Here is a 24,963-nt window from a genome sequence, read left to right as displayed (position 1 = left end):
AAAATTAGCCATGACATCCTCGTCCGTCACTGCCATCCATTCCCGCGATAACGCCTTCGTCAAGGATTTGCGCCGTTTGGCGCAGGACACGACGGCGTACCGCAAGCAGGGCCGTGTCTGGCTCGAAGGAGACCATCTGTGCCGCGCCGCGCTGGCGCGGGGGCTGCGGGCATCGGTGGCAGTGTTTTCTGAGTCTTTTTGGCTGCAGGCGCAGGTGGAATATGCCCAGGCTGCTACAAAATTCATAGTTCTTGCGGATGCACTGTTTGCAGACGTGAGCGGTCTGGAGTCGCCCGCCGCAATGGGCTTCATCCTGGACCTGCCCGCACCGGCGTCACTCCGGCCCGATGCCGCCACCGTGGTGCTGGACAGGGTGCAGGACGCGGGCAATGTGGGCTCCATCCTGCGCAGCGCCTCGGCGTTCGGGTTTCGCCAGGTGGCCGCCATCAAGGGCAGTGCCGCGTTGTGGTCGCCCAAGGTCTTGCGGGCTGGCATGGGGGCGCATTTCGCACTCGACCTGATCGAAGGGCTTGCGCTGGACGACCTCGCCGCCCTGCAGGTGCCGCTGCTCGTCACCAGCTCGCACGCGGGTGACTTTCTGCATCGCGCCGCCTTGCCCTGGCCCTGCGCCTGGGTGATGGGCCACGAAGGGCAGGGGGTCAGCGCGGCTCTGGAAGATAGGGCTTCGTTGCGCATCCGCATTGCCCAACCCGGTGGCGAGGAGTCGCTGAATGTGGCTGCGGCTGCGGCCATCTGCCTGCACGCGAGCGGAGCAGGGCGCTGACGCTGTCTGTGCCCGCTGCGGTGCTGTAGGCGTCCAAGGCGAGCTTGGGGCTCGCAGGTCATAGATGCTGGTATCAGGGTTATGCAAGGCGTGCATTACAGAGGTGTCAGCGACCAGGGGTATAATCGGGAGCTTTTCTCGCAACAGCGTCGCCCGACCGCACCCAAAGCAACAACCCATCTGAGAGCAGCCATTGGCACCATCGCGCTTCGAGTGTGCGAGTGGTCTGCAGGCGCCGGGCGACCGTAACCATCCGGAGAACCCAGTGCTTTTGTCTCTCAAGGGAAACTTCCCGCCCGCCATCCTGGCGCTCGCAGACGGCACGGTCTTTATCGGTAACTCGATCGGTGCCACCGGCACCACGGTCGGTGAAGTGGTGTTCAACACCGCCATCACCGGCTACCAGGAAATCCTCACCGACCCCAGCTACTGCCAGCAGATCGTCACCCTGACATATCCGCACATCGGCAATTACGGCGTCAATGCGGAAGACATCGAAGCCGACAAGGTCCATGCTGCAGGCCTGATCATCAAAGACCTGCCCCTTCTGGCCAGCAACTTCCGATCCACCGAAACGCTTTCGCAGTACCTTGTGCGCGAAAAGACGGTGGCCATTGCCAACATCGACACCCGCAAGCTCACCCGCCTGCTGCGTGACAAGGGTGCGCAGAACGGCGCCATCCTGGGTCTGGCAGCCGGTGAGGCTGTCACGCAGGCGCGCATCGACGAAGCCCTGGCCGCGGCCAAGGCTGCTCCCAGCATGAAGGGCCTGGACCTGGCCCAGGTGGTGACCACCCCTGCGACCTACACCTGGGACCAGACCGAGTGGAAGCTGGGTGAAGGCTACGGCACACAGGCTGCGCCGCGCTTCCATGTGGTGGCGTACGACTTCGGCGTCAAGAAGAACATCCTGCGCATGCTGGCCGAGCGTGGCTGCAAGCTCACCGTGGTGCCCGCCAAGACGCCTGCGGCCGACGTGCTGGCCATGAAGCCGGACGGCGTGTTTCTGTCCAACGGCCCTGGCGACCCAGAGCCCTGCGACTACGCCATCGAAGCCACCCGCCAGATCGTCGAAGCGGGCGTGCCCACCTTCGGCATCTGCCTGGGCCACCAGATCATGGCCCTGGCCAGCGGCGCCAAGACCTTCAAGATGGACAACAGCCACCACGGTGCCAACCACCCGGTGAAAGACCTGGACAACGGCCGCGTGAGCATCACCAGCCAGAACCACGGTTTTGCCGTGGACATGGCCTCGCTGCCCGCCACGCTGCGCCCCACGCACATCAGCCTGTTCGACGGCACGCTGCAAGGGCTGGAGCGCACCGACAAGCCTGCGTTCTGCTTCCAGGGCCACCCCGAGGCATCGCCCGGCCCGCACGACATCGCCTACCTGTTTGACCGCTTCACCGCGCTGATGGAGAAGAAATAATGCCAAAGCGCACAGACCTCAAATCGATCCTCATCATCGGCGCCGGCCCGATCATCATCGGCCAGGCCTGCGAGTTCGACTACTCTGGCGTGCAGGCCTGCAAGGCCCTGCGCGAAGAAGGCTACAAGGTCATCCTGATCAACAGCAACCCTGCAACGATCATGACCGACCCGGCCACTGCCGACGTCACCTACATCGAGCCCATCACCTGGCAGACGGTCGAGAAGATCATCGCCAAGGAACGTCCCGACGCCATCCTGCCCACCATGGGTGGCCAGACCGCACTGAACTGCGCGCTGGACCTGTGGCGCAACGGCGTGCTCGACAAGTACAAGGTCGAGCTGATCGGTGCCACCCCTGAGGCCATCGACAAGGCCGAAGACCGCCTGAAGTTCAAGGACGCCATGACCAAGATCGGTCTGGGCTCCGCGCGCTCCGGCATCGCCCACAGCATGGACGAAGCCTGGGCGGTGCAAAAGAGCGTGGGCTTCCCCACGGTGATCCGCCCCAGCTTCACGCTGGGTGGCACGGGCGGCGGCATTGCCTACAACCCTGAAGAGTTCGAGACCATCTGCAAGCGCGGCCTGGAAGCCTCGCCCACCAACGAGCTGCTGATCGAAGAGTCGCTGCTCGGCTGGAAGGAGTACGAGATGGAAGTGGTCCGCGACAAGGCGGACAACTGCATCATCATCTGCTCCATCGAGAACCTGGACCCGATGGGCGTGCACACGGGTGACTCGATCACGGTGGCTCCCGCGCAGACGTTGACCGACAAGGAATACCAGATCATGCGCAACGCGTCGCTCGCGGTGCTGCGCGAGATCGGCGTGGACACGGGCGGCTCCAACGTGCAGTTCTCGGTGAATCCGAAGGACGGCCGCATGATCGTCATCGAGATGAACCCCCGTGTGTCGCGTTCGTCGGCACTGGCGTCCAAGGCCACGGGTTTCCCCATTGCCAAGGTCGCTGCCAAGCTGGCCGTGGGCTACACGCTCGATGAGCTGAAGAACGAAATCACGGGTGGCGCCACGCCTGCATCGTTCGAGCCTTCGATCGACTACGTGGTCACCAAGATCCCACGTTTTGCGTTCGAAAAATTCCCCACCGCCGACAGCCGCCTGACCACGCAGATGAAGTCTGTGGGTGAGGTGATGGCCATGGGCCGCACCTTCCAGGAATCCTTCCAGAAAGCCCTGCGGGGCCTGGAAGTGGGCGTGGATGGCATGAACGAAAAAACCCAGGACCGCGAAGTGCTCGAAAAAGAACTGGGTGAGCCCGGTCCTGAGCGCATCTGGTACGTGGGCGACGCGTTTGCCATGGGCCTGTCGGTGGACGAGGTGTACGACCTCACCAAGATCGACAAGTGGTTCCTGGTGCAGATCGAAGAGATCGTGAAGATCGAGCTGGAGCTGGACAAGATCGCCGCAGAAAAGGGTGACGCTGCATTGGCATCGCTGGACGCTGACACGCTGCGCACGCTCAAGAAGAAGGGCTTCTCCGACCGCCGACTGGCCAAGTTGCTCAAGACCACCGAGAAGTCGGTGCGCGAAGCGCGCCGCGCCCTCAACGTGCGCCCGGTCTACAAGCGCGTGGACACCTGCGCTGCCGAGTTTGCGACGAACACGGCCTACATGTACTCGACCTACGAGGAAGAGTGCGAAGCCGCGCCCACGGACAAGAAAAAGATCATGGTGCTGGGCGGTGGCCCGAACCGCATCGGGCAGGGCATCGAGTTCGACTACTGCTGCGTGCATGCTGCACTCGCCATGCGCGAGGATGGCTACGAAACCATCATGGTCAACTGCAACCCTGAGACGGTTTCGACCGACTACGACACGTCCGACCGTCTGTACTTTGAGCCGCTGACGCTGGAAGACGTGCTCGAGATCGTGGACAAGGAAAAGCCACACGGCGTGATCGTGCAGTACGGCGGCCAGACGCCTTTGAAGCTCGCACTGGGCCTGGAAGCCGAAGGCGTGCCGATCATCGGCACCAGCCCCGACATGATCGACGCGGCCGAAGACCGCGAGCGTTTCCAGAAGCTGCTGGGCGATCTGGGCCTGCGCCAGCCGCCCAATGCCACCGCACGTACCGAAGCCGAGGCCCTGGAAAAGGCCACCACGCTGGGTTACCCCCTGGTGGTGCGCCCCAGCTACGTGCTGGGCGGCCGTGCGATGGAAATCGTCCACGAACAGCGCGACCTGGAGCGCTACATGCGCGAGGCCGTGAAGGTGAGCAACGACTCGCCCGTGCTGCTGGACCGCTTCCTGAACGATGCCATCGAGTGCGATGTGGACTGCTTGCGTGACCCTGAAGGCAAGACCTTCATCGGCGGCGTGATGGAACACATTGAACAAGCCGGTGTGCACTCGGGCGACTCGGCCTGTTCGCTGCCGCCGTACTACCTCAAGCAAGCCACGGTGGATGAGCTCAAGCGCCAGTCGGCTGCCATGGCCGAAGGCCTGAATGTGGTGGGTCTGATGAACGTGCAGTTCGCCATCCAGGAAGTGGATGGCAAGGACGTCATCTACGTGCTGGAAGTGAACCCCCGCGCCTCGCGCACGGTGCCGTTTGTCTCCAAGGCCACCGGCATCCAGCTGGCCAAGGTCGCGGCACGCTGCATGGCGGGCCAGACGCTGGCTTCGCAGGGCATCACCAAGGAAGTCACACCGCCTTACTTCAGCGTCAAGGAAGCGGTGTTCCCCTTCGTCAAGTTCCCTGGCGTGGACACCATCCTCGGCCCCGAGATGAAGTCCACCGGCGAAGTCATGGGTGTGGGCAAGACCTTTGGCGAAGCCTTCGTGAAGAGCCAGCTGGGCGCTGGCACGAAGCTGCCGACTTCGGGCAAGGTGTTCCTCACCGTGAAGAACAACGACAAGCCCCGCGCGGTGGACATCGCCCGCCAGCTGGTGGCGCTGGGCTTCGACCTGGTGGCGACCAAGGGCACGGCTGCAGCCATCGCCGAGGCAGGCGTTCCGGTGGTGGTGGTCAACAAGGTCACGGAAGGCCGTCCGCACATCGTGGACATGATCAAGAACAATGAGATTGTCATGGTCATCAACACGGTGGAAGAACGCCGCAACGCGATTGCCGATTCGCGTGCGATCCGTACCTCGTCGCTGCTGGCTCGGGTGACCACCTTCACCACCATCTTCGGTGCAGAGGCGGCCGTAGAAGGCATGAAGTACCTGGACAAGCTCGATGTGTATTCCGTGCAGGAACTGCACGCCCAGCTGGCGGCCTGACCGGGTTTTTGCGGTGGCTTTGGCCGCCGCAAACACGGCATAATTGCTGCTGAACTAACACCGCCGCGCGGCAACGTGCGGCGGTTTCCTTTTGTAGATGTGCCATGTGCACCCCCGGTGTTTTGAGGGGAGCAGCGTGGCGACCGATCGGTGGAAGTGCTTCGCACTTTCACCGTTTTGACTTGTGGAGACTCAATCGCATGGCCACCATTCCAATCACCAAGCGCGGCGCTGAAATGCTCAAGGAAGAGCTGCACCGACTCAAGACCGTGGAGCGGCCTGCCGTGATCTCGGCCATTGCCGAAGCGCGCGCACAGGGCGACCTGAGCGAAAACGCCGACTACGACGCTGCCAAGGATCGCCAGGGCTTCATCGAAGGCCGCATCCAGGAGATCGAGGGCAAGCTCTCGGTGGCCCAGGTCATCGACCCCAGTGCGGTCGATGGCGGCGGCAAGGTGGTGTTTGGTGCCACGGTCGAGCTCGAAGACGAAGATTCCGGTGATACGGTGAAGTACCAGATCGTGGGCGAAGACGAGGCGGATCTCAAGCAGGGCCTGATCAATATCTCCAGCCCCATCGCGCGTGCGTTGATTGGCAAGGAAGAGGGCGATACCGCTGAGGTGCAAGCCCCCGGCGGCATTCGCCGCTACGAAGTGGTGGCGGTCAGCTACCAATGAGGGCGTGATGGCTGCTGTGTGGCTGGGCGTGCGCCCGCGGCTTCCCGCTTTGGTGGCGGCCTTGTGGTGGGCCAGCCTGACCACCATCGGCTTTTTGGTCGTGCCCCTGCTGTTTGCGTATCTGCCTTCCCCCGCTATTGCGGGGCAGATGGCCGCCCGGCTTTTTGCGGCTCAAACCTGGGTGGCTGTGGTGTGTTGCGTGGTGCTACTGCTCTTGTCCAGGCCCAGGCATGCCGTGGTGCAGTATCCCTGGGCGCGTGCCGCCATGCTGTTCGTTTTGGGTGGTCTGCTGCTGGCTTTGCTCAATCAGTTTGGCGTGGCGCCCCGCATCGTGGCCCGGCAGGACTTGCGTCTGTGGCACAGCGTGGGGACAGTGATGTACGCATTGCAATGGGGCTGTGCCTTGACGGTCTTCTGGCAAACACTGCGACCTGGAGCCCATAGCACAGTGGAAGAGCCAGCCGACAGCGATTGACTCCCAGGTGATCGGTTCACCGGCGGGTCGATTGCAGCTGGCAGCTGGGCAGGTAGCCCCGCCGATTTTCAGTGACCAATTGGCTTCGCCGCGTCTATTCGTGCCAGTGCTCTGCTACCCAGGTAGCAGGGCGGATGTAGCGAAAACGGCGATTGCGCCGCCCAGCCAGTGCATCCGGGGGGTTGCATTCCCCGTGAAAAATCACGATGCGTGCACCTTCAGGTACGAACGGCACGCGCCAATAGTTGGTGGGCCAGGGCGGTATCCCGTGGTACTTGAAACTGGGACACCACGCGGCGGGCCAATACTGCAATTTGCCCTGCTTGTGCAAGAAGTCGGACAGATAGGCCTGCTCGTTGCGGAACTGCGCGCGGATTTCGGCGAAGTGCTCACGAAAATACGCCAGCACATCGGGGTGTGCACCCAGCTCAAAGCGGTATACCGACGAGTTGCCGGTGATGCGCCACGGACGCTTGTAGTCGTGGATGATCAGGAATTCACCGGGCTGGGTGAAGAAATCATCCAGGCTGCCAGTGATGACCACATCCACGTCCAGAAACAAGGCGGTGCCACGCAGCCCGTGCAAGTCTGCGCTGAAGGTGGCCAGCTTGGTCCAGCCCCGCTCGGGAATGCCGGGCGGCAAATCCAGTGCGGGAATGGGCAGGCATTGCACTTCGCTGCGGATGCCGGTGCTGTCATCGGTGAGGCAGACAAAACGGAAATCGCCGCTCAGATGTCGGCGTACCATGGCATACAGCCGGTTGACATATTCAGGGCCATATTTCGTGCCCCATTTCATGCAGAGAATGTGGCGCATCGGCGCCCTGTCGGCAGGTGCTGCAACGGTTGCAAGTGCTGCCGAGCCTGCATCGTGGCTCATCAGTCTGCCTGGCGCTTCTTGATGGATTTTTGCTTGGGCTTGGCGCGCTTGATCTGGCCGCCCGAGGTGAGGCGCTGGTTGCCGAGCACACGCAACTGCTTGATCTCTGGGCGCTGACCACCCCGCTTGCTGTATTTCAGTACCTTGACGTCGCGTGGGCCGGGCATGCGATCTTCATCGACGGTGCGTTCCTTGACGGGTTGTGGCCGCCACAGCACCAGCAGCTTGCCGATGTGCTGGATAGGCGCGGCATTGAGTTCAGCGGTCAGCTCCTGGTACATCAGCTCGCGCGCCACGCGGTCATCGTTGAAAACACGCACCTTGATGAGACCATGGGCGTTGAGGGCAGCGTCGATTTCCTTCTTGACCGCAGGGGTGAGGCCATCGCCGCCGATCAGGACCACGGGGTCCAGGTGGTGGGCATTGGCGCGTTGTTCCCGGCGCTCGGCAGGAGTCAATTGAATTTGGGGCATACCCGTATTATGTCTGCGGCCCGGCTGGACGTGACTCCGGCTGCCGTGCGCGGCGTGTCTTGGAGGTCAGCCACTGCAGCGATTGTCGAGAGACAATACCGCCATATGAAAGTCAAAACCCAGAGCAAGAAGGTGAACAAGGCGTGGCTCAACGACCACGTGAATGACACCTATGTCAAATTGGCGCAGAAAGAGGGCTATCGTGCCCGCGCCGCCTACAAGCTCAAGGAGATTGACGAGCAGTTGGGCCTCATTAAGCCGGGCTACACCGTGGTGGATCTGGGCTCCACGCCTGGTGCGTGGAGCCAGTACCTGCGCAGGCGCATGTCGCCCGCAGGCGCAGCAGCGGGGCAGCTCAATGGGGTAATCATTGCGCTGGACATCCTGCCCATGGAGCCCATAGAGGGTGTCACCTACCTGAATGGCGATTTTCGCGAGCCCGAGGTGCTGGAGCGATTGGAGCAGGCGCTCGACGGCCGGGTGGTGGATGTGGTGGTATCCGATATGGCGCCCAACCTGTCGGGCATTGAGTCGGCCGACGCGGCGCGGATTGCCCATCTGGTGGAGTTGGCCGTGGATTTTGCGTGCAACCATTTGAAACCGGAGGGTTCACTCGTGGTCAAGCTGTTCCATGGCAGCGGCTACAGTGATCTGGTGACCTTGTTCAAGCAGACCTTCAAGGTGGTCAAACCCTTGAAGCCCAAGGCCTCGCGTGACAAGTCGTCCGAAACCTTTCTGGTGGGCATGGGGCTCAAAAAGGCGGATGGCGCGGGCTTGCCTCAGGTCAAGAATCTGTGAACTTTGGCGGCAAAGCCCGCGCTGATTCCATGGGAGTGAGGGGGAATAGAACTGGCCCCGTGGCTTGAAAGACCTAAAATGGGCCACACATGCGTGCCATGACGGCAGTGTGTCCGTTTTCTGTTCCCTGCAACTGGAGCCCCGCTTGAACAATCAGTGGTTTTCAAAAATTGCCGTTTGGCTGGTCATCGCCATGGTGCTGTTCACGGTGTTCAAGCAGTTTGACACCCGCAGCGGCGCCAGCGCAGGCCACGTCGGGTATTCCGAGTTCCTGGACGAGGTCCGCAACAACCGCATCAAGAGCGCCACCATTCCCGAGGGGTTGAGCGGCGGCGAGATTGTGGCGGTCACCACCGATGACCGCAAGATCCGCACGAACGCTTCGGTGCTGGATCGTGGCTTGGTGGGTGACCTGCTGAACCACAACGTCAAGTTTGACGTGAAGCCCCGCGAAGAAGGCTCCTTGCTCATGACCCTTCTGGTCAGCTGGGGCCCTATGCTGTTGCTGATTGGCGTGTGGGTGTACTTCATGCGCCAAATGCAGGGCGGCGGCAAGGGCGGTGCCTTCAGCTTCGGCAAGAGCAAGGCGCGCATGCTCGACGAAAACAACAACCAGGTCACGTTCGCGGACGTGGCTGGCTGCGATGAGGCCAAGGAAGAAGTCAAGGAAGTTGTGGACTTCCTGAAGGACCCGCAGAAATTCCAGAAGCTCGGCGGCCGTATCCCCCGTGGTTTGCTGCTGGTCGGCCCCCCGGGCACCGGCAAGACCTTGCTGGCCAAATCCATCGCGGGCGAGGCCAAGGTCCCGTTCTTTAGCATCTCGGGCTCCGACTTTGTCGAAATGTTCGTGGGCGTGGGCGCAGCCCGTGTGCGCGACATGTTCGACAACGCCAAGAAGAACGCCCCGTGCATCATCTTCATCGATGAAATTGACGCCGTGGGCCGCCAGCGCGGTGCGGGCCTGGGTGGTGGCAACGACGAGCGCGAACAGACCTTGAACCAGATGCTGGTCGAGATGGACGGTTTCGAAACCAACCTGGGCGTGATTGTGGTGGCTGCCACCAACCGCCCCGACATCCTGGATGCCGCTCTGCTGCGCCCCGGCCGTTTCGACCGTCAGGTGTATGTGACGCTGCCCGACATTCGTGGCCGCGAGCAGATCCTGAATGTCCACATGCGCAAGATTCCGGTCGGGCAAGACGTCAACCCCGGCATCATTGCCCGTGGCACGCCTGGCATGAGCGGTGCTGATCTGGCCAACCTGTGCAACGAGGCCGCTCTGATGGCTGCTCGCCGCAATGCGCGCACGGTGGAGATGCAGGATTTTGAGAAGGCCAAGGACAAGATTCTTATGGGCCCCGAGCGCAAGAGCATGGTCATGCCCGAGGAAGAGCGCCGCAACACGGCGTACCACGAGTCCGGCCACGCCTTGATCGGTAAGCTGCTGCCCAAGTGCGACCCTGTGCACAAGGTCACCATCATTCCCCGTGGCCGCGCCCTGGGCGTGACGATGAGCCTGCCCGCGCAGGACCGCTACAGCTATGACCGCGAATACATGCTCAACCAGATCAGCATGCTGTTCGGTGGGCGCATTGCCGAAGAAGTGTTCATGAACCAGATGACCACCGGCGCCAGCAACGACTTCGAGCGCGCAACCCACATTGCCCGCGACATGGTGACGCGCTACGGCATGACCGATGCCTTGGGGCCGATGGTCTATGCCGAGAATGAAGGTGAAGTGTTCTTGGGCCGCTCGGTCACTAAAACCACCACCATGAGCGAGCAGACCATGGAAAAGGTGGACATGGAAGTGCGCCGCATCATTGACGAGCAGTACAACCTGGCGCGTCGCCTGATCGAGGAAAACAGCGACAAGATGCATGCCATGGCGAAGGCCTTGCTCGAATGGGAAACCATTGATACCGAGCAGTTGGACGACATCATGGCAGGCAAGGCGCCCCGTCCTCCCAAGGACTGGACGCCGCGCACGCCCCCCTCCGGAGGCGACAATTCCAGCGGTGGCACCCCGGCCGTGGCCACAGACACCGCACCGACGGCCGCCTGACCGGGCTCGCGGTCCAGCCGTTTGAACGGGGCCTTGTGCCCCGTTTTTCATGGTGGCCGTCGCGCTTTACCCTAGCAACTGGCGCTGCATGGCCGCCTTTTCGCAAATCCGCATGGACGTGATCGAGACATGATCTGGCAAACCTCCCGCTTCGCAATCGATTTGATCCGTCCCCAGGTCATGGGCATCGTCAACGTGACCCCCGATTCCTTCTCTGACGGGGGGCACCATGGCTCCACGGCTGCTGCGATGCGGCATTGCGAGCAGCTGCTGAAGGAGGGCGCCGATATTCTGGACATCGGCGGCGAGTCCACGCGGCCGGGCAGCCCTGCCGTGTCGCTGGACGAGGAACTGGCTCGTGTCGTGCCCCTGGTGCGCGAGGCGGTGACCCTGGGTGTTCCGATTTCAGTGGACACCTACAAGCCCGAAGTGATGCGCGCTGTTCTGGACCTGGGTGCAGACATCGTCAATGACATCTGGGCCTTGCGGCAGCCGGGCGCCGTGACGGTGGTCGCGGCCCACCCCCAGTGCGGTGTTTGCCTGATGCACATGCACCGCGACCCTCAGACCATGCAGCAGGCGCCCATGGAGGGCGATGTTGTGCCCCAGGTGCTATCATTTTTGGAGCTGCAGACGCATAATCTGCTGGCGCTAGGAGTCGAAAAGACCCGAATCTTGCTGGATGCGGGCATTGGCTTTGGCAAAACAGTGGAGCAGAACTTCGCCTTGCTGGCCCGGCAGTCGGAGCTGTTGGTGGCCGGCTATCCGCTGCTGGCAGGATGGTCGCGCAAGTCGTCTCTGGGCACGGTGACCGGGCTGGAGGTGGGCCAGCGCATGGTGCCCAGCGTGGCCGCTGCGGTACTGGCGGTCGAGCGGGGCGCCTCGGTGGTGCGTGTGCACGACGTGCACGAAACGGTGGCGGCGCTGGCGGTGTGGGCTGCCATGCAGCGATCTGGCTGAGGGCGCCAGCCGCTGGTCAAACTGGGCAGGTGGGGCGTCAGGCCCCGTCGTCGATAACAACATACTGAGATCCGTACGAGGAGACGCTAGAACATGACACGCCAATACTTTGGAACCGATGGCATCCGTGGCACCGTGGGGCAACCGCCCATCACGCCAGATTTTGTGCTGCGCCTTGCCCATGCGGTAGGTCGTGTATTGCGCCGCACAGAAGAGCGGCCGACGGTGCTGATCGGCAAGGACACTCGCATTTCGGGCTACATGCTCGAAAGCGCCCTGGAATCTGGCTTCAACTCCGCAGGTGTGGATGTGGTGCTGCTCGGGCCGTTGCCAACGCCCGGGGTGGCTTACCTGACGCGAGCCCAGCGCGCCAGCCTGGGTGTGGTCATCAGCGCAAGCCACAACGCGTACCCCGACAACGGCATCAAGTTTTTCAGCGCACAGGGCACCAAGCTGTCGGACGCCTGGGAACTGGCGGTGGAGACCGCCCTGGCTGAGCCACCAGTGTGGGCCGACTCTGCCAGCTTGGGCAAGGCCCGGCGGCTTGATGATGCAGCCGGGCGTTATATCGAGTTTTGCAAGAGCACCTTTCCCCAGGACCTGACGCTCAAGGGGCTGAGGGTGGTGGTGGATGCCGCCCACGGCGCTGCGTATCAGGTCGCGCCCAAGGTGTTCCACGAGCTGGGGGCAGAGGTTCTCTCGATCGGCTGCGCGCCCGACGGGCTCAACATCAACCACGAGGTGGGGGCTACGCACCCCGATGCGTTGGTGCACGCCGTACGCGCTAACCGTGCCGACTATGGTATTGCGCTCGATGGCGACGCAGACCGTTTGCAAATCGTGGACGCGACGGGGCGTCTGTACAACGGCGACGAGCTGCTTTACCTGATGGCCGCCGATCGCATGGGCCGGGACGAGCACGTGCCTGGCGTGGTGGGCACCCTCATGACCAACATGGCGGTGGAGGTGGCGCTGCAGGCCAAAGGCGTGAAGTTTGTGCGCGCCAAGGTGGGAGACCGCTATGTGCTGGAGGAGCTGGCCCGCCACCAGTGGGTGCTGGGAGGGGAGGGCTCGGGCCACCTGCTTGCGCTGGACCGTCACACCACCGGCGACGGATTGGTGAGCGCCCTGCAGGTGCTGCAGGCCTGTGTGCGCAGTGGCAGCACGCTGGCGCAGTTGCTGGCTGGCGTCACGCTGTACCCTCAGGTGTTGCTCAATGTGCGGCTGGCGCCCGGGCAGGACTGGAAGGCGAACCGTCTGCTGGCCGATGCCACGGCGGCGGTCGAGCAGCAACTGGGTTCCTCGGGCCGGGTGCTGATCCGTGCCAGCGGCACCGAGCCCTTGCTGCGTGTGATGGTGGAGGCGCAGGATGCGCAAGTGGCCAGCTCTTGTGCGCAGTGCCTGGCCGATGCCGCCCGCGCGGGTTGAATTCCTGGATCTGGGGGGCGTCTCAGCGATCTCTGCCGCGCCATGATTGGCCTCCGGGCTGTTCAGTGCGCTGTCGTGTGTTGCCGCATGAAGCGTTCCAGCTGTTCTGCAGGCAATGGGGTGCTGAAGTGATAGCCCTGCGCTTCGTCACACCCTTGCTGGTGCAGAAAGGCCAGTTGGCCCTCTGTTTCTACCCCCTCAGCCGTGGTGCGCATGCCCAGCGCCTGCGCCATGCGGATGATGGCGCTGACGATGGCGCGGTCGTTGCTGTCGTTGCCCAGATCGCGCACGAACGATTGATCGATCTTGAGCTTGAAGATCTGAAAGCGCTTGAGCTGGCTGAGTGATGAATAACCGGTGCCGAAGTCGTCCATCGACATCCGAACCCCCCGTGCATGCAGTTGGTCCATGGTGGCCACAGCTGCATGGGGGTCGTCCACGGCCACGCCTTCCGTCAGTTCGAGTTCCAGCGAATTCGGGGGCAGATCAAATTCCGCCAGCACCCGGCTCACCAGCTCTGGCAACTGGGGCTGGCGAAACTGGATGGCCGAGAGGTTGACCGCCATTGAAAGTTCGGGAAACCCGCAACTGCGCCACGCCTTGAGCTGGGCCAGTGCTGTACGCAGCACCCACTCACCGATCTGCAAAATCTGCCCGCTGTCTTCAGCGATGGGGATGAACTCTGCCGGTGAGATGGCGCCCAGCTGGGGGTGCTGCCAGCGCAGCAGAGCCTCGACACTGCGCACGGAGCCTGTTGAAAGGCTCATCTGTGGTTGGTAGTGCAGATGCAATTGCTCACGCTCCAACGCGCGGCGCAGCGCGTTTTCGAGCTGCAACGCACGTACGGACTGGGCCTGCATCTCTGGGGTGAAGAAGCGAAAGGTGTTGCGCCCGTCCAGCTTGGCTCGGTACATGGCCACATCGGCCGATTGGGTCAGCGTATCGAAGTCGTGTCCGTCCTGCGGGAACAGCGCAATGCCCATTGAGGGGGCCATGGTCAGTTCGTGGTGGTCGATCTGATAGGGCTGGCTCGATGCCTCCTGCAACTTGCCGGCGACCCGTGCGACGCCGCGGGCGTCGGCGCCCGGCAGCAGCAGGATGAACTCATCCCCTCCCAGACGCGACACGGTGTCCTTGTCGCGCACCACAGCGCGCAGGCGTTTGGCAATCTCGACCAGCAGCACGTCGCCTACCCGGTGGCCCAGGGAGTCATTCACATGCTTGAAGTGGTCCAGGTCCAGGAAGATGATGGCCAGCGGAGTTTGGTTCTCCTGGGCCACGCGGATGGCCTGCTGCGCGCGTTCTGCCAGCAGTGCCCGGTTGGGCAGACCGGTCAAGGCGTCGTAGTGCGCCAGCCAGTAGATCCGCTCCTGATCTGCCTTGCGGTCATTGATCTCTCGGTGCAGGTTTTCCACTGTCTCGCGCAGTTCGCGGGTCCGGTCCTGAACCTGCCGCTCCAACTCGCCGTGGGCCTGAGCCAGCACCGCCTGGGCGCGTTTGCGGTCGGTAATGTCCATGGTGATCCAGATGGTGCCCTGGGCAGGGTCTGCCGGATCGATGCACTTGCTGCGTACTTCGCAGATCACAGGGGTTCCGTCCTTGCGGCACAGATCCACTTCGCCCTCGTAAGACTGCCCTCCCGCCAGCGCGGGGTAACAGCGGTGGCCCACTTCTTCCCATGCAGCATCGCTGGCATACCAGCGGCGCGATGAACTGCCCATGAGCTCGCCGGGCTCAAAACCCAGCATCTGCTCAAAGTGATTGTTGCAGCGGGTCAGGTGCCGGTCCCGCAGGAACACGATGCCGACCATGGCGCTGTCGAAGAGCAACTGCTTTTCGCGCACCGCAGAGTTCAATGCGGCCTGAGCGTGCCTTTGCTCGTCGATGTCATCCACGATCCAGATCGAGCCTTCCCCGGTATCGTGCGGGTTGATGAGCCGCCCTGTGAGGCTGCCCCAAAAGAGTGTGCCGTCACGACGGCGCAGCTGGCGTTCCACGCGAAATGACTGGCCCTGCACCAGCACGGGGTAGGCCGTGCGTCCCAGATCACGGAAGGCTTCGCGGTCTGGATAGAAGGCTTCCGTGTTGAGTCCTACCAAACGGGCGGGACTGCCGTAGCCAAAAATCTCGGCATACCGCTGGTTGCAACGCACCACGCTGCGCTGGCGCAGAAACACGATACCCACCCCCGCGCTGTCCAGAAGGGTCTGTTGCTCGCGCAGGGTACGTTGCAGGGGGGTGTCGGGAGTCACTCCGGGTCGCTGCAAGGGCGGAGTGCTGAACAGCGAATACATAAGACCAGAACAGGCGGCGGGGCCAGGTGGCCTCAAAAAATTGTGCCAAAGTGTAGCAGCGGCAGCTTACAAACCGTTTGAGGGTATGCGCGAAGTACGGCGCCGCATGTTCTGCCGTACTTCGATCACCCGTTTTCCTCTTCAGCGCGTTTGCTCCGTAGGGGCTTGGCGCCCAACGCAGCTTGTCAGCTGCCCAGATGTTCCCGCAGATAGGCTTCAAAGGCGTCGGCAGTCAGGGGACGACTGAACAGGTAGCCTTGGCCTTCGTCGCATCCCTGAGTGCGCAGGAATTCGAGTTGGCCATCGGTTTCCACCCCCTCGGCCGTGGTCTGCATGCCCAGTGCTTGTGCCATGCGGATGATGGCGCTGACGATGGCCCGGTCGTTGGCGTCGTCGTCCAGGTCTCTCACAAAGGATTGGTCGATCTTGAGCTTGTAGATCTGAAAGCGCTTGAGGTAGCTCAATGACGAGTAGCCGGTGCCAAAGTCGTCCATCGACAGCCGAACGCCCCGGTCATGCAACTGGTCCATCATGGCCAGTGCGGCGGCGGGGTCGTCCACCGCTGCGCCCTCGGTCAGCTCCAGTTCCAGCCGGCGCGCAGGCAGCCCGGCCTGCTGCAGGCAGCGCGTCACCATCTCGGGTAACTGCGGATGGCGGAACTGCACGGCCGACAGGTTGACCGACACGGCCCGCAAGGGCAGCTGCAGGTCCAGCCAGCGCTTGGCATCGTGCACAGCGGTGTTCAGCACCCATTCGCCAATCGCGACGATCATGCCGCTGCTCTCTGCCACGGGAATGAATTCTGCCGGGGACACCATGCCCAGCTCGGGGTGGCGCCAGCGCAGCAGCGCTTCGGCGCCGACTACCTGGCGCGTGGTGAGCGAGACCTGGGGTTGGTAATGCAGCTCGAACTGATTGCGTTCCAGAGCCCGTCGCAGGGCGTTTTCGATCTGCAGGGCGCGCGCTGTGCGGGCCTCCAGGTCGGCGGTGAAAAAGCCGAACCGGTTGCGCCCGTTTTGCTTGGCGCGGTACATGGCGGCATCGGCGCGCTGGTACAGGGTATCGAACGAATCGCCGTCTGCCGGATACATGGCGATGCCCACGGACAGCGTGGTCGTGAGTTCGTAAGGCTCCACCTGAAATGGCTGTGCCACGGCAACCAGCAGCCGGTTGGCTGCGTCGGCCGCCTGAGCCGCTGAGGCAGCAGGCAGTAGCAGCAAGAATTCATCGCCGCCCAGGCGTGACACGGTATCTTGCGTGCCCAGCAGGGACTCGAGCCGGCGGGCCACTGCCACCAGCAGGACATCCCCCACGCGGTGCCCCAGCGAGTCGTTCACGTTCTTGAAGTGATCCAGATCCAGGAACAGCAGGGCCAGCGTCCCGCCCCGCGCCTGCTCCTGTGCGATGTGGCGCTGGGCGCGTTCGGCCAGGAGCGCGCGGTTGGGCAGGTCGGTAAGAGGATCGAAATGCGCGAGGCGCTGGATGCGGTCCTGTGCCTCGCGCTGCAGCGTGATGTCGCGGAACAACGTAATGGAGTGGGTGGTGCTGCCATTGCCGTCGCGCACGCTACTCACGGACAGCCACTGGGGGTAGGTTGATCCGTCCTTGCGGCGGCCCCATGCCTCACCCTCCCAGTGACCCTCCCGGGTGAGTTGTGTGTACACCGAGTCAGCGTTGAAGTCGCGGGTGGACTCGGCCACCGTGAGCAGGCGCATCGACTGACCCACCGCCTCGGCCTCCGAGTAGCCGGTGATGCGGCTGAAGGCGCGATTGATGCGCACGATGGTATGGGCCGCATCGGCAATCACGATGGCCTCTCCGCTCTGGTCGAAGACCTGGGCCGTCAATTGCAATTGTTCTTGCGACCGCTTGCGTTCAGAGATGTCGCGGCACAGCAGGATGAAGCGGGGCTTGGCACCTTCCGAGCCTGCCTTGCGTGCGGCAGACAGTTCGAACCAGGTGGGGCCCAGGCCAGGCAGGTCTTGCATGATCTGCCGCCCGGTAGACCAGCCTTGGGTTTGCGCTTCGTGGAGCACATCCATCACGGTCAGTGCGGCCAGGGCGGGCAGTACGTCTGTGACATTGCGGCCAATTAGCTGGTCGGCAGGCCCCATGAGCAGCTCGGCGCGTGGGCTGTGTACGCTGCAGTAGCGGCCCTCCTGATCGATTTCGAACAGCGGATCGGGAATCGCGTCAATGGTGGCGCGCAACTGCTGCTGCGTGGCCTGGATTTCGGAGGTGCGCTGCGCCACCTGTGTGGCCAGGCCCCGCTCGTGCGCCTTCAGTTCGACCAGCAAGCGCGCGAGGTAGCCCATCAGAAGGGCAAACAGCAAGCCTATTGCACAACGCAGGGCCAGCACGCCCGGGGCCCCCCATCCTTTGATCGGGGCCAAGCTCAGCATCCATTCGCCATTCGGTAGCGTGAGCGATCGCCCCACGGCGTCGTTCGTAGGCGGAGGATCGGATGCCGCAATCGTCTGCTCCAGCTTGTTGTCCGGGCGAACACGCCACAGGCGATAGTGGAAACCACGCTCGGTGAGCTGGGGTAACCGGGCCATTGCCAGCACGTCGGGTAGGCGGATAGTGACGTAGGTGAACCCCCAAAAGCTGCGGCGCCCCAGGTCATCTTCCAGGTACACCGGTTGGCGCCCCACGATCCCCAGGCCGCCTTGCACGAGTTCCATCGGTCCCGCCAGCGTCAGCAGGCCGGATTCACGTGCGCGTGCGGATTCGGGGCCTTGGCGGGAGTCGTTGAGCTGGTCAAATCCAATCGAATTTTCGTTGCCCTTGCGCGGCACAACCTGCTGAACCACCCCGCCCGGGGACAGACCCATGGCTGCAATACCCGGATAGAACGGCAGCATCTGCGTACCGATTTCCTCGAACTGGCGCACGTTGCCGTGACCTTGACGCACCAGTGCCACCAGCGTGTTGTTGGCCGAGAGCGCCAACTCGATGGCGCGTTGCAGGGCCTGAACATGGTCCCCCGCCATATCTGCCGCCTGGGTGCGCTGCTGCGCGCGTTCCTGGCGCTCCAGCGTCCAGACCACCGCCCCCGCGCAGGCTGCAGCCAGCAAGAACATCGCCACAAAAGCGGCGATGGGGCTGCGGGGGGTGGGCAGGGTGGGTGAAGGCACGGCACGAGGTTCCTCAACCAATTATGCAGGCCATCGGTGGGCGCTCGTCCTGATAGGTGGGCACTGTGTCATGGCGCTGACACGTCGCAGACATGGGCATGTCATGCGTGGCTTTCACACTCGCGGCCAGGAAAGCGGATTCCCGCTCCGGTTGGAAATTCCAGCTGTGCCCGTTCTTACCGAAGGAGACGTTGCCCATGAACGACCTGCCCACTTTGATGCAGCTGTCCACATCGCCCGAGACGGCGGGCACCAGCATTGTTCAGCGTCCTGGCGTTGTGTCGAGCGCTGCACATTCGTCCGTCCCTGCGCGTGGCGCTATCGAGGTAGCTTGGGCCAGGCATCTGGATGAAGTTCGCGAAGCTCAGCGCCTGCGGTTTGAGGTGTTCGCAGCAGAAATGGGTGCTCGATTGACGACCCCCATTCCTGGCCACGACGTGGACCTTTTTGACGACTATTGCGAGCACCTTCTCGTACGCGATGCGCAAAGCCGGCAAGTCATTGGGACTTACCGGGTGCTGACACCGGCGCAGGCCAAGCGGGTGGGTGGAACCTATAGCGATACCGAATTTGACCTGACGCGCCTGCGCACGCTCCGCCCCCGCATGGTTGAACTGGGTCGCAGCTGCGTACACCCAGATCACCGCCACGGGGGCGTGATCATGGCGTTGTGGAGTGCGCTGGCGGATTTCATGGTCCGCAATGAACTCGACACGATGATTGGCTGCGCCAGCATCCCCATGCTCCACAACGGCGTGGTCAGCGGCGACGCGGCTGCGAGCATCTGGCAGCAAGTGCGAAAAACCCATCTGGCACCCATCGAGTACCACGTGCTGCCGCGCCTGCCGCTGCCCGTGGAACACCTGGATGGCTCCATCGCCGTGGACCCACCCGCGTTGATCAAGGGCTATTTGCGCCTGGGGGCCCGCGTGCTGGGGGCTCCCGCCTGGGACCCTGACTTCAACACGGCAGACCTGCCCATGCTGATGCGGCTGGCTGACTTGCATCCCCGCTACCGCAAGCACTTTCTGGGGGCTTGACCGGTGCGCGCAGCGTTCGACGCTCTGGGCCCCTGGTTGAACGAGTCCCTGGTGCCACAGGGTGCAGAGCCCGACGCACATGCATCGCCCGTCGGTCAGCGGCGGTTTCGCGCGGTGTTCATTTCAGATCTGCACCTGGGCACACCGGGTTGTCAGGCCGCGGCGCTTCTGGACTTTCTCAAGCACCATCCCAGCGACCATCTGTACCTGGTCGGTGACATCGTGGACGGGTGGCAATTGCGTCGCCGGTGGTTCTGGCCGCAGGCGCATAACGACGTGGTGCAAAAACTGTTGCGACGCGCGCGCAAGGGGTGTCGCGTGGTGTTCGTGCCTGGTAACCACGACGAGTTTGCCCGCGCGTTTGTGGGGCATTCCTTTGGGGGTATTGATGTGGTGGCCGATGCGGTGCACACCACTGCCGATGGGCGCAGCCTGTGGGTCACGCACGGAGACCACTTTGATGGCGTGATCCAGTGTGCCAAATGGCTCGCTTATGTGGGCGACAACCTGTATGAATTTACGCTCAAGCTCAATCGCCATCTGAACACCCTCCGGGCGCGCATGGGGCTGCCATATTGGTCGCTGTCCGCCTACCTGAAAGGCAAGGTGAAAAAGGCGCTCAACTACGTCACCGACTTCGAGGTGGCCGTGGCTACAGAGGCCCGTCGCCGTGGTCATGATGGTGTAGTCTGCGGACATATCCACCGCGCCGAGATGCGCGAGATTGGCGGCATTTTGTACTGCAACGATGGCGACTGGGTGGAGAGCCATACGGCGCTGGTCGAGCATCTTGATGGCCGGCTGGAACTCTTGCAATGGCCTGCGATGCCCGTGGCCGCCGCGCCCGGCCAGGCGACACAGGTGCCTGCATGAAGATCGCTCTGTTGACCGATGCATGGTTGCCCCAGGTCAATGGTGTGGTCACGACATTGCTGGAGCTCGTGCGAGAACTGGAGGACGCCGGGCATGACGTGCAAGTGCTGCACCCTGGCCAGTTTGCCACGCGCCCTTGCCCAGGCTACGCGGGCATTGATCTTGCTGTACGGCCCTATAAATTGCTGGCCCAGAAGTTGGATGCCATGCGCCCAGACGCCATCCACCTGGCCACTGAAGGGCCGTTGGGATGGGCTGGACGCCGTTACTGTCTCCGGCGTGGGCTGGCCTTCACCACGGCCTTTCACACGCGATTTCCAGAGATTTTGCAGGCGGCCCTGCGCGTACCTCTGGGCTGGGGTTATGCGCTATTCCGGCATTTTCACCGCCCCTCGTCCGGGGTTATGGTGCCCACGCAAGGGGTCTTGCAGATGCTGGAACAGCGGGGCTTTCGCCAGTTGCGCTTGTGGACCCACGGCGTGGATACCCAGTCGTTTCACTTTCATGGCGAGGTCTGCCAGAGCCCACTGACCGGCGTGTTGGCCCACCCGGTGGCTTTGTACGTGGGCCGCATTTCGTACGAAAAGAACATTGAGGAATTTTTGCGACTGGACATGCCTGGTACCAAGGTGGTTTGCGGCGTTGGGCCATTGGAGGTGCGTCTCAAAGCCAAGTACCCGCAGGTGCGCTGGCTTGGCATCCTGGACCGGGAGGCGCTGGCGCAGGTGTACGCGTCAGCCGATGTATTTGTGTTTCCAAGCCGCTCGGAGACCTTTGGGCTGGTGATGCTCGAGGCAATGGCTTGTGGAACACCGGTCGCCGCTTTTCCGGAAGACGGTCCCCGCGAGGTGCTCGGTGGCGTGGGGGGCAAAACGCCTGTGGGTGGTGTGTTGAATGACAGCCTATTGGCCGCCACTCGGCAGGCGTTGGCGACACCGCGAGCCGAGGCGCGTAGCCGAGCCCTGGAGTTCACCTGGGCCCATGCGGCCAGGCTGTTTCAGCAGTATCTGGTGCCGGCTCGCTCCAGCGCACAAGGTGTTTTTGTGTCTGTCACAAAATCTGTCACGCAATTGTCATCTGAGCGTTAAATACTGCAGCAATCCTGCAATTGCCGCCCCCGCGTACCCATGCCACCCGTGCCTCCTGTTGATTCACTTTCCCTGCAGCGCGGGCACCCTGATGCTGTCGGAGACTCTTTGCACACCTTGTCACATGACAATGATTCTGTGCCGAGCATTGTTTCCCCCGGTGGCGCGCTCCACATGTTTCTGGACCGTGACCACAGCATTCTGGCTTTCAACGAGCGCGTGTTCGACTGGGCTGTCCGCACGGATGTCCCACTGCTGGAGCGGCTGCGCTACCTGTGCATCGTGTCGTCGAACCTGGATGAATTTTTTGAAGTGCGTGCGGCGGAGCACATCACTGCGGCCAAGAAGGGGGAGACCAAGGGTCTCTACACCACCGCATCGTTTGAGGCGCTCTCCGCCCAGGTCCACAACTTGGTGGAGCGGCAATATGCGCTGTACAACGAGGATTTGGTCCCCGCATTCGCGCAGCACGGGATCCGCATCGTGGCGCACGGCGAGCGGTCCCCAGAGCAAAAGCGTTGGGTGCACGACTATTTTGTGCGCGAGGTCCGCCCGTTGTTGATTCCGGTGGGTCTGGACCCGGCCCATCCGTTTCCCCAGGTGGCCAACAAATCGCTGAACTTTATCGTTCGCCTCAAGGGGCGCGATGCCTTTGGTCGCGAGAACGAAATCGCTATCGTGAAGGTGCCCCGTGCCTTGCCCCGCCTGATCCGCATGCCGAAGAAGGTGGCGCCTCAAGGGGCATTGTTTGTCAGCTTGTCGAGCATCGTGCGGGCGCATCTGGAGGACCTCTTTCCTGGCCGGGATGTGACGGAGTTTTCGCAGTTTCGTGTCACGCGCCACTCCGATCTGGCGCTGGATGAAGAGGACGTGCGCAACCTGCGCACCGCCTTGCGGCAGGGCCTCCAGCATCGCCACTACGGACAGGCTGTGCGGCTGGAGGTCTCCGCGGGTTGTTCACGCTTCCTGTCGGACTTTTTGCTGGGGCAATTTGATCTGCCTGGTGCCGCCTTGTACCGTGTGCATGGCCCTGTGAACCTGGTGCGCCTCAATCAGTTGGTGGATTTGGTGAATGATCCTGCGCTGCTGTTCTCGCCCTGGAGCTCTGCATGGCCCCGGCAACTGCAGCCCAATGTGTCCATCATGGAGCAATTGCGGCAGCGTGATGTGCTGATTCACCAGCCTTTCGAAAGCTTTGATGGGTTGCTTGCGTTCCTGCGCGAGGCTGTGAACGACCCCCAGGTACTGGTCATCAAGCAGACCATTTACCGAACAGGGGCCGACTCCGAACTCATGGACTTGCTCAGCGAGGCCGTGCGTCGGGGCAAGGAAGTGATGGCGGTGGTAGAGCTGAAAGCGCGCTTTGACGAGGAGGCCAACATCAACTGGGCTGAGGCGCTGGAGTCGATTGGCGCACAGGTGGTGTATGGCGTGGTCGGCCTCAAGACCCATGCCAAGATGCTGCTGGTCACGCGCCGCGAGGGACGGCAGCTACGCCGTTACGGCCATCTGTCCACCGGCAACTACAACGTGCGCACGGCCAAGCTGTACACCGACCTGAGCTACCTCACGGCTGATGACGAAACTACCGCCGACATGGATGGCGTATTCAACCATCTCGCCAGCCAGAACCGGCCGCCCAAGCTGCGTAAGCTCATGCTTGCACCGTTTCATCTGCACCGCCGGATGATCGAAAAAATCGAACGTGTGGGACTGGCTGCAAGCCGTGGGGAAGATGCACGGATCGTGGCCAAGATGAATGCCTTGACCGATGAGGGACTGATGCGGGCACTGATCCTCGCTGGGCAGCGCGGCGCGCGCATCGATCTGATCGTGCGCGGGGCCTGCATGCTGGCCGCGCAGGTGCCAGGAGTGACTGACAACATCCGCGTGCGGTCGGTGATTGGCCGGTTCTTGGAGCACACGCGCGTTTTTTACTTTCGTGCCGGCGGTGAAGAGGACCTCTATCTCTCAAGCGCCGATTGGATGAACCGCAACATGATGCGCCGTGTGGAACTGGCGTGGCCTGTCACCGACGCCACGCTGCGCCAGCAAATCATCGATGAGTGCTTGGTGGCCTATCTGTGTGACGACCGTGACGCCTGGACTTTGAACGCAGGCGGCACCTATGACCGCGCAGCACATCCTGTGGACGGTCATGGCGCCCAGAGCGCGCTGATGGTGCGCTATGGGCCTCGGCCTCCTCTGGGTCGTGAGGAGCCAGAGGCTGCATGATGGATTTGATCCTTTGGCGTCATGCCGAAGCGGAGGAGGCTGAAGACGGCCATGACGATCTTGCCCGCCCGCTCACCTCCCGCGGTGAGAAACAGGCGGCGCGCATGGCCGCCTGGCTTGATCGCCAGCTGCCCGAAGGCTTGAGGGTCGTGGCAAGCCCCGCGCGGCGTACCGAACAAACGGCCCAGGCGCTGGGTCGCAAGTTCAAGATGCGCGCAGAACTATTGCCGGGTGGAACACCGCTGGATTTGCTGGAGCTGGTGCAATGGCCTCGCGCCAAAGGCGCTGTGCTGGTGGTGGGACACCAACCCATGTTGGGCCAGACCGTTGCTCAGTTGCTGCAACTCCAGGCCCCGGAATGCCCGGTTCGCAAGGGCTCAGTGTGGTGGCTGCGTCAGCGCCAGCGTTGGGATCATAGCCAGACCGTGCTGATGGCGGTGCAGTCGCCGGAATTTCTATGATCCGCCCGCCAATGTCTGAGAATCCGTGAGGCTCCTCGCTCAACACCCGTAGTGCGTCGGGGCCTGATTCACTTGCGACCTGTCTTGCCGGTGGCTTTGGTCGCTGTCTTCGCAGCTGCCGCTGGCGTGGTTTCTGCTGCATCGGCTTTTGGGCGACCGGTCTTGATGGATGGCACGGCCTGCAATGCGGTGCGCAATGCGCTGTCTGAAAGCCCTGCCAGAACCTTGAGCCCTGCACGCAGTAGTTCGCTTTTCTTGACCGGATGGGCCAGTGTCGTGGCGCGTTGCTTCAAGAGGTCGAGCACGGCGTACTCATCTTTGGGGATGGTGAAGCTGTCTCGCACCAGTTTGGGCTTCTTGGCCTTGACGTCGTTGGCCTTGCCGGGCTTGGTTGCAACTGCTGCCTTGACTGGCTTGGGCGTTGTAGCGGCCTTGGGGGCAGAGGTCTTTTCTGCCGCGGCTGTTTTTGCTGCCTTGGGTGCTTTGACGGCCGCAGCGGGCTTGGCGGGCTTGGCCGCCTTTGCAGTTGCGACTGCAGGCGCGGCGGGTACGGCAACGGGGCTGGGGGTGGTGCTGGCAGTGGTCATGGTTGATCTTTGATAAACGGTATAAACAGTTTAT

At 62.7% G+C, this 24,963-nt stretch carries 19 protein-coding genes; 14 read left to right on the top strand and 5 right to left on the bottom strand.

Going from position 1 to position 24,963, the window contains the following annotated elements:
- Positions 1-10 precede the first annotated feature (10 nt).
- From C8C99_RS11605 to C8C99_RS11585, 5 genes are all read left to right on the top strand, one after another.
- Positions 11-784 (top strand): RNA methyltransferase, encoded by a 774-nt coding sequence (locus C8C99_RS11605; RefSeq protein WP_108625830.1) that lies wholly within the window; start codon positions 11-13, stop codon positions 782-784.
- Between the two features lie 265 nt (positions 785-1,049).
- Positions 1,050-2,213, top strand: a complete 1,164-nt coding sequence (gene carA / locus C8C99_RS11600) for a glutamine-hydrolyzing carbamoyl-phosphate synthase small subunit (protein WP_108625829.1) — start codon at positions 1,050-1,052, stop codon at positions 2,211-2,213.
- Entirely contained in the window at positions 2,213-5,458 is a 3,246-nt protein-coding gene (gene carB / locus C8C99_RS11595; RefSeq protein WP_056637884.1) for a carbamoyl-phosphate synthase large subunit, read from the top strand. Before carA ends, carB begins: the two co-directional genes overlap by 1 nt.
- 200 nt (positions 5,459-5,658) lie before the next feature.
- The gene (gene greA / locus C8C99_RS11590; RefSeq protein ID WP_056637888.1) at positions 5,659-6,135 is read left to right on the top strand and encodes a transcription elongation factor GreA; all 477 of its coding nucleotides are present in this window, start codon (positions 5,659-5,661) and stop codon (positions 6,133-6,135) included.
- Between the two features lie 7 nt (positions 6,136-6,142).
- A complete protein-coding gene (locus C8C99_RS11585; RefSeq protein ID WP_056637891.1) occupies positions 6,143-6,610 on the top strand; it encodes a DUF4149 domain-containing protein in 468 nt (155 codons plus the stop codon).
- Between the two features lie 94 nt (positions 6,611-6,704).
- On the opposite strand, the gene C8C99_RS11580 is transcribed toward C8C99_RS11585, so the two are convergent.
- Both C8C99_RS11580 and C8C99_RS11575 read right to left on the bottom strand, forming a co-directional pair.
- Complete coding sequence (locus tag C8C99_RS11580; RefSeq protein ID WP_056637894.1) at positions 6,705-7,490, bottom strand: hypothetical protein; 786 nt, start codon at positions 7,488-7,490, stop codon at positions 6,705-6,707.
- On the bottom strand, positions 7,490-7,963 hold the full coding sequence (locus C8C99_RS11575) for a YhbY family RNA-binding protein (RefSeq protein ID WP_056637897.1): 474 nt from the start codon (positions 7,961-7,963) through the stop codon (positions 7,490-7,492). Before C8C99_RS11575 ends, C8C99_RS11580 begins: the two co-directional genes overlap by 1 nt.
- A 105-nt stretch (positions 7,964-8,068) precedes the next feature.
- Here C8C99_RS11575 and C8C99_RS11570 point away from each other — a divergent pair, with 105 nt between their 5' ends.
- The 4 genes from C8C99_RS11570 (at position 8,069) to glmM (ending at position 13,214) form a co-directional block, all read left to right on the top strand.
- Positions 8,069-8,761: an RlmE family RNA methyltransferase gene (locus C8C99_RS11570; RefSeq protein ID WP_056637900.1), complete on the top strand. Its 693-nt coding sequence runs from the start codon at positions 8,069-8,071 to the stop codon at positions 8,759-8,761.
- A 145-nt stretch (positions 8,762-8,906) separates the two neighbouring features.
- Positions 8,907-10,826 (top strand): ATP-dependent zinc metalloprotease FtsH, encoded by a 1,920-nt coding sequence (gene ftsH / locus C8C99_RS11565; protein WP_056637903.1) that lies wholly within the window; start codon positions 8,907-8,909, stop codon positions 10,824-10,826.
- Positions 10,827-10,955: 129 nt separating this feature from the next.
- Positions 10,956-11,786, top strand: coding sequence for a dihydropteroate synthase (gene folP / locus C8C99_RS11560; protein WP_056637906.1), 831 nt, complete (start codon positions 10,956-10,958; stop codon positions 11,784-11,786).
- A gap of 93 nt (positions 11,787-11,879) precedes the next feature.
- Entirely contained in the window at positions 11,880-13,214 is a 1,335-nt protein-coding gene (gene glmM, locus C8C99_RS11555) for a phosphoglucosamine mutase (RefSeq protein ID WP_108625828.1), read from the top strand.
- Between the two features lie 62 nt (positions 13,215-13,276).
- Here the strand turns inward: glmM and C8C99_RS11550 are convergent, their stop codons facing one another.
- A complete protein-coding gene (locus C8C99_RS11550) occupies positions 13,277-15,508 on the bottom strand; it encodes a bifunctional diguanylate cyclase/phosphodiesterase (protein ID WP_108625827.1) in 2,232 nt (743 codons plus the stop codon).
- A 185-nt stretch (positions 15,509-15,693) separates the two neighbouring features.
- On the bottom strand, positions 15,694-18,591 hold the full coding sequence (locus tag C8C99_RS11545; RefSeq protein ID WP_056638077.1) for an EAL domain-containing protein: 2,898 nt from the start codon (positions 18,589-18,591) through the stop codon (positions 15,694-15,696).
- A 251-nt stretch (positions 18,592-18,842) separates the two neighbouring features.
- Between C8C99_RS11545 and C8C99_RS11535 the strand changes: the two genes are divergently transcribed.
- The 5 genes from C8C99_RS11535 (at position 18,843) to sixA (ending at position 24,342) form a co-directional block, all read left to right on the top strand.
- Positions 18,843-19,685 carry a GNAT family N-acetyltransferase gene (locus tag C8C99_RS11535; RefSeq protein ID WP_056637917.1) on the top strand — a complete coding sequence of 281 codons (843 nt, stop codon included), beginning with the start codon at positions 18,843-18,845 and terminating at the stop codon, positions 19,683-19,685.
- Positions 19,686-19,688: 3 nt separating this feature from the next.
- The gene (locus C8C99_RS11530; protein WP_056637920.1) at positions 19,689-20,558 is read left to right on the top strand and encodes a UDP-2,3-diacylglucosamine diphosphatase; all 870 of its coding nucleotides are present in this window, start codon (positions 19,689-19,691) and stop codon (positions 20,556-20,558) included.
- A complete protein-coding gene (locus C8C99_RS11525; RefSeq protein ID WP_056638080.1) occupies positions 20,555-21,646 on the top strand; it encodes a glycosyltransferase family 1 protein in 1,092 nt (363 codons plus the stop codon). The genes C8C99_RS11530 and C8C99_RS11525 overlap by 4 nt, the downstream gene beginning before the upstream one ends.
- Positions 21,647-21,820: 174 nt before the next feature.
- Positions 21,821-23,881, top strand: a complete 2,061-nt coding sequence (gene ppk1 / locus C8C99_RS11520) for a polyphosphate kinase 1 (protein WP_108625826.1) — start codon at positions 21,821-21,823, stop codon at positions 23,879-23,881.
- Positions 23,878-24,342, top strand: coding sequence for a phosphohistidine phosphatase SixA (sixA, locus tag C8C99_RS11515; protein WP_108625825.1), 465 nt, complete (start codon positions 23,878-23,880; stop codon positions 24,340-24,342). The genes ppk1 and sixA overlap by 4 nt, the downstream gene beginning before the upstream one ends.
- A 68-nt stretch (positions 24,343-24,410) precedes the next feature.
- Here the strand turns inward: sixA and C8C99_RS11510 are convergent, their stop codons facing one another.
- Positions 24,411-24,929 carry a hypothetical protein gene (locus C8C99_RS11510; RefSeq protein ID WP_108625824.1) on the bottom strand — a complete coding sequence of 173 codons (519 nt, stop codon included), beginning with the start codon at positions 24,927-24,929 and terminating at the stop codon, positions 24,411-24,413.
- Positions 24,930-24,963: the final 34 nt, after the last annotated feature.

Origin of the sequence: Acidovorax sp. 107, assembly GCF_003058055.1 — a bacterium.
Classification (GTDB): domain Bacteria; phylum Pseudomonadota; class Gammaproteobacteria; order Burkholderiales; family Burkholderiaceae_C; genus Acidovorax.
This window is presented reverse-complemented; position numbering and strand designations above follow the sequence as displayed.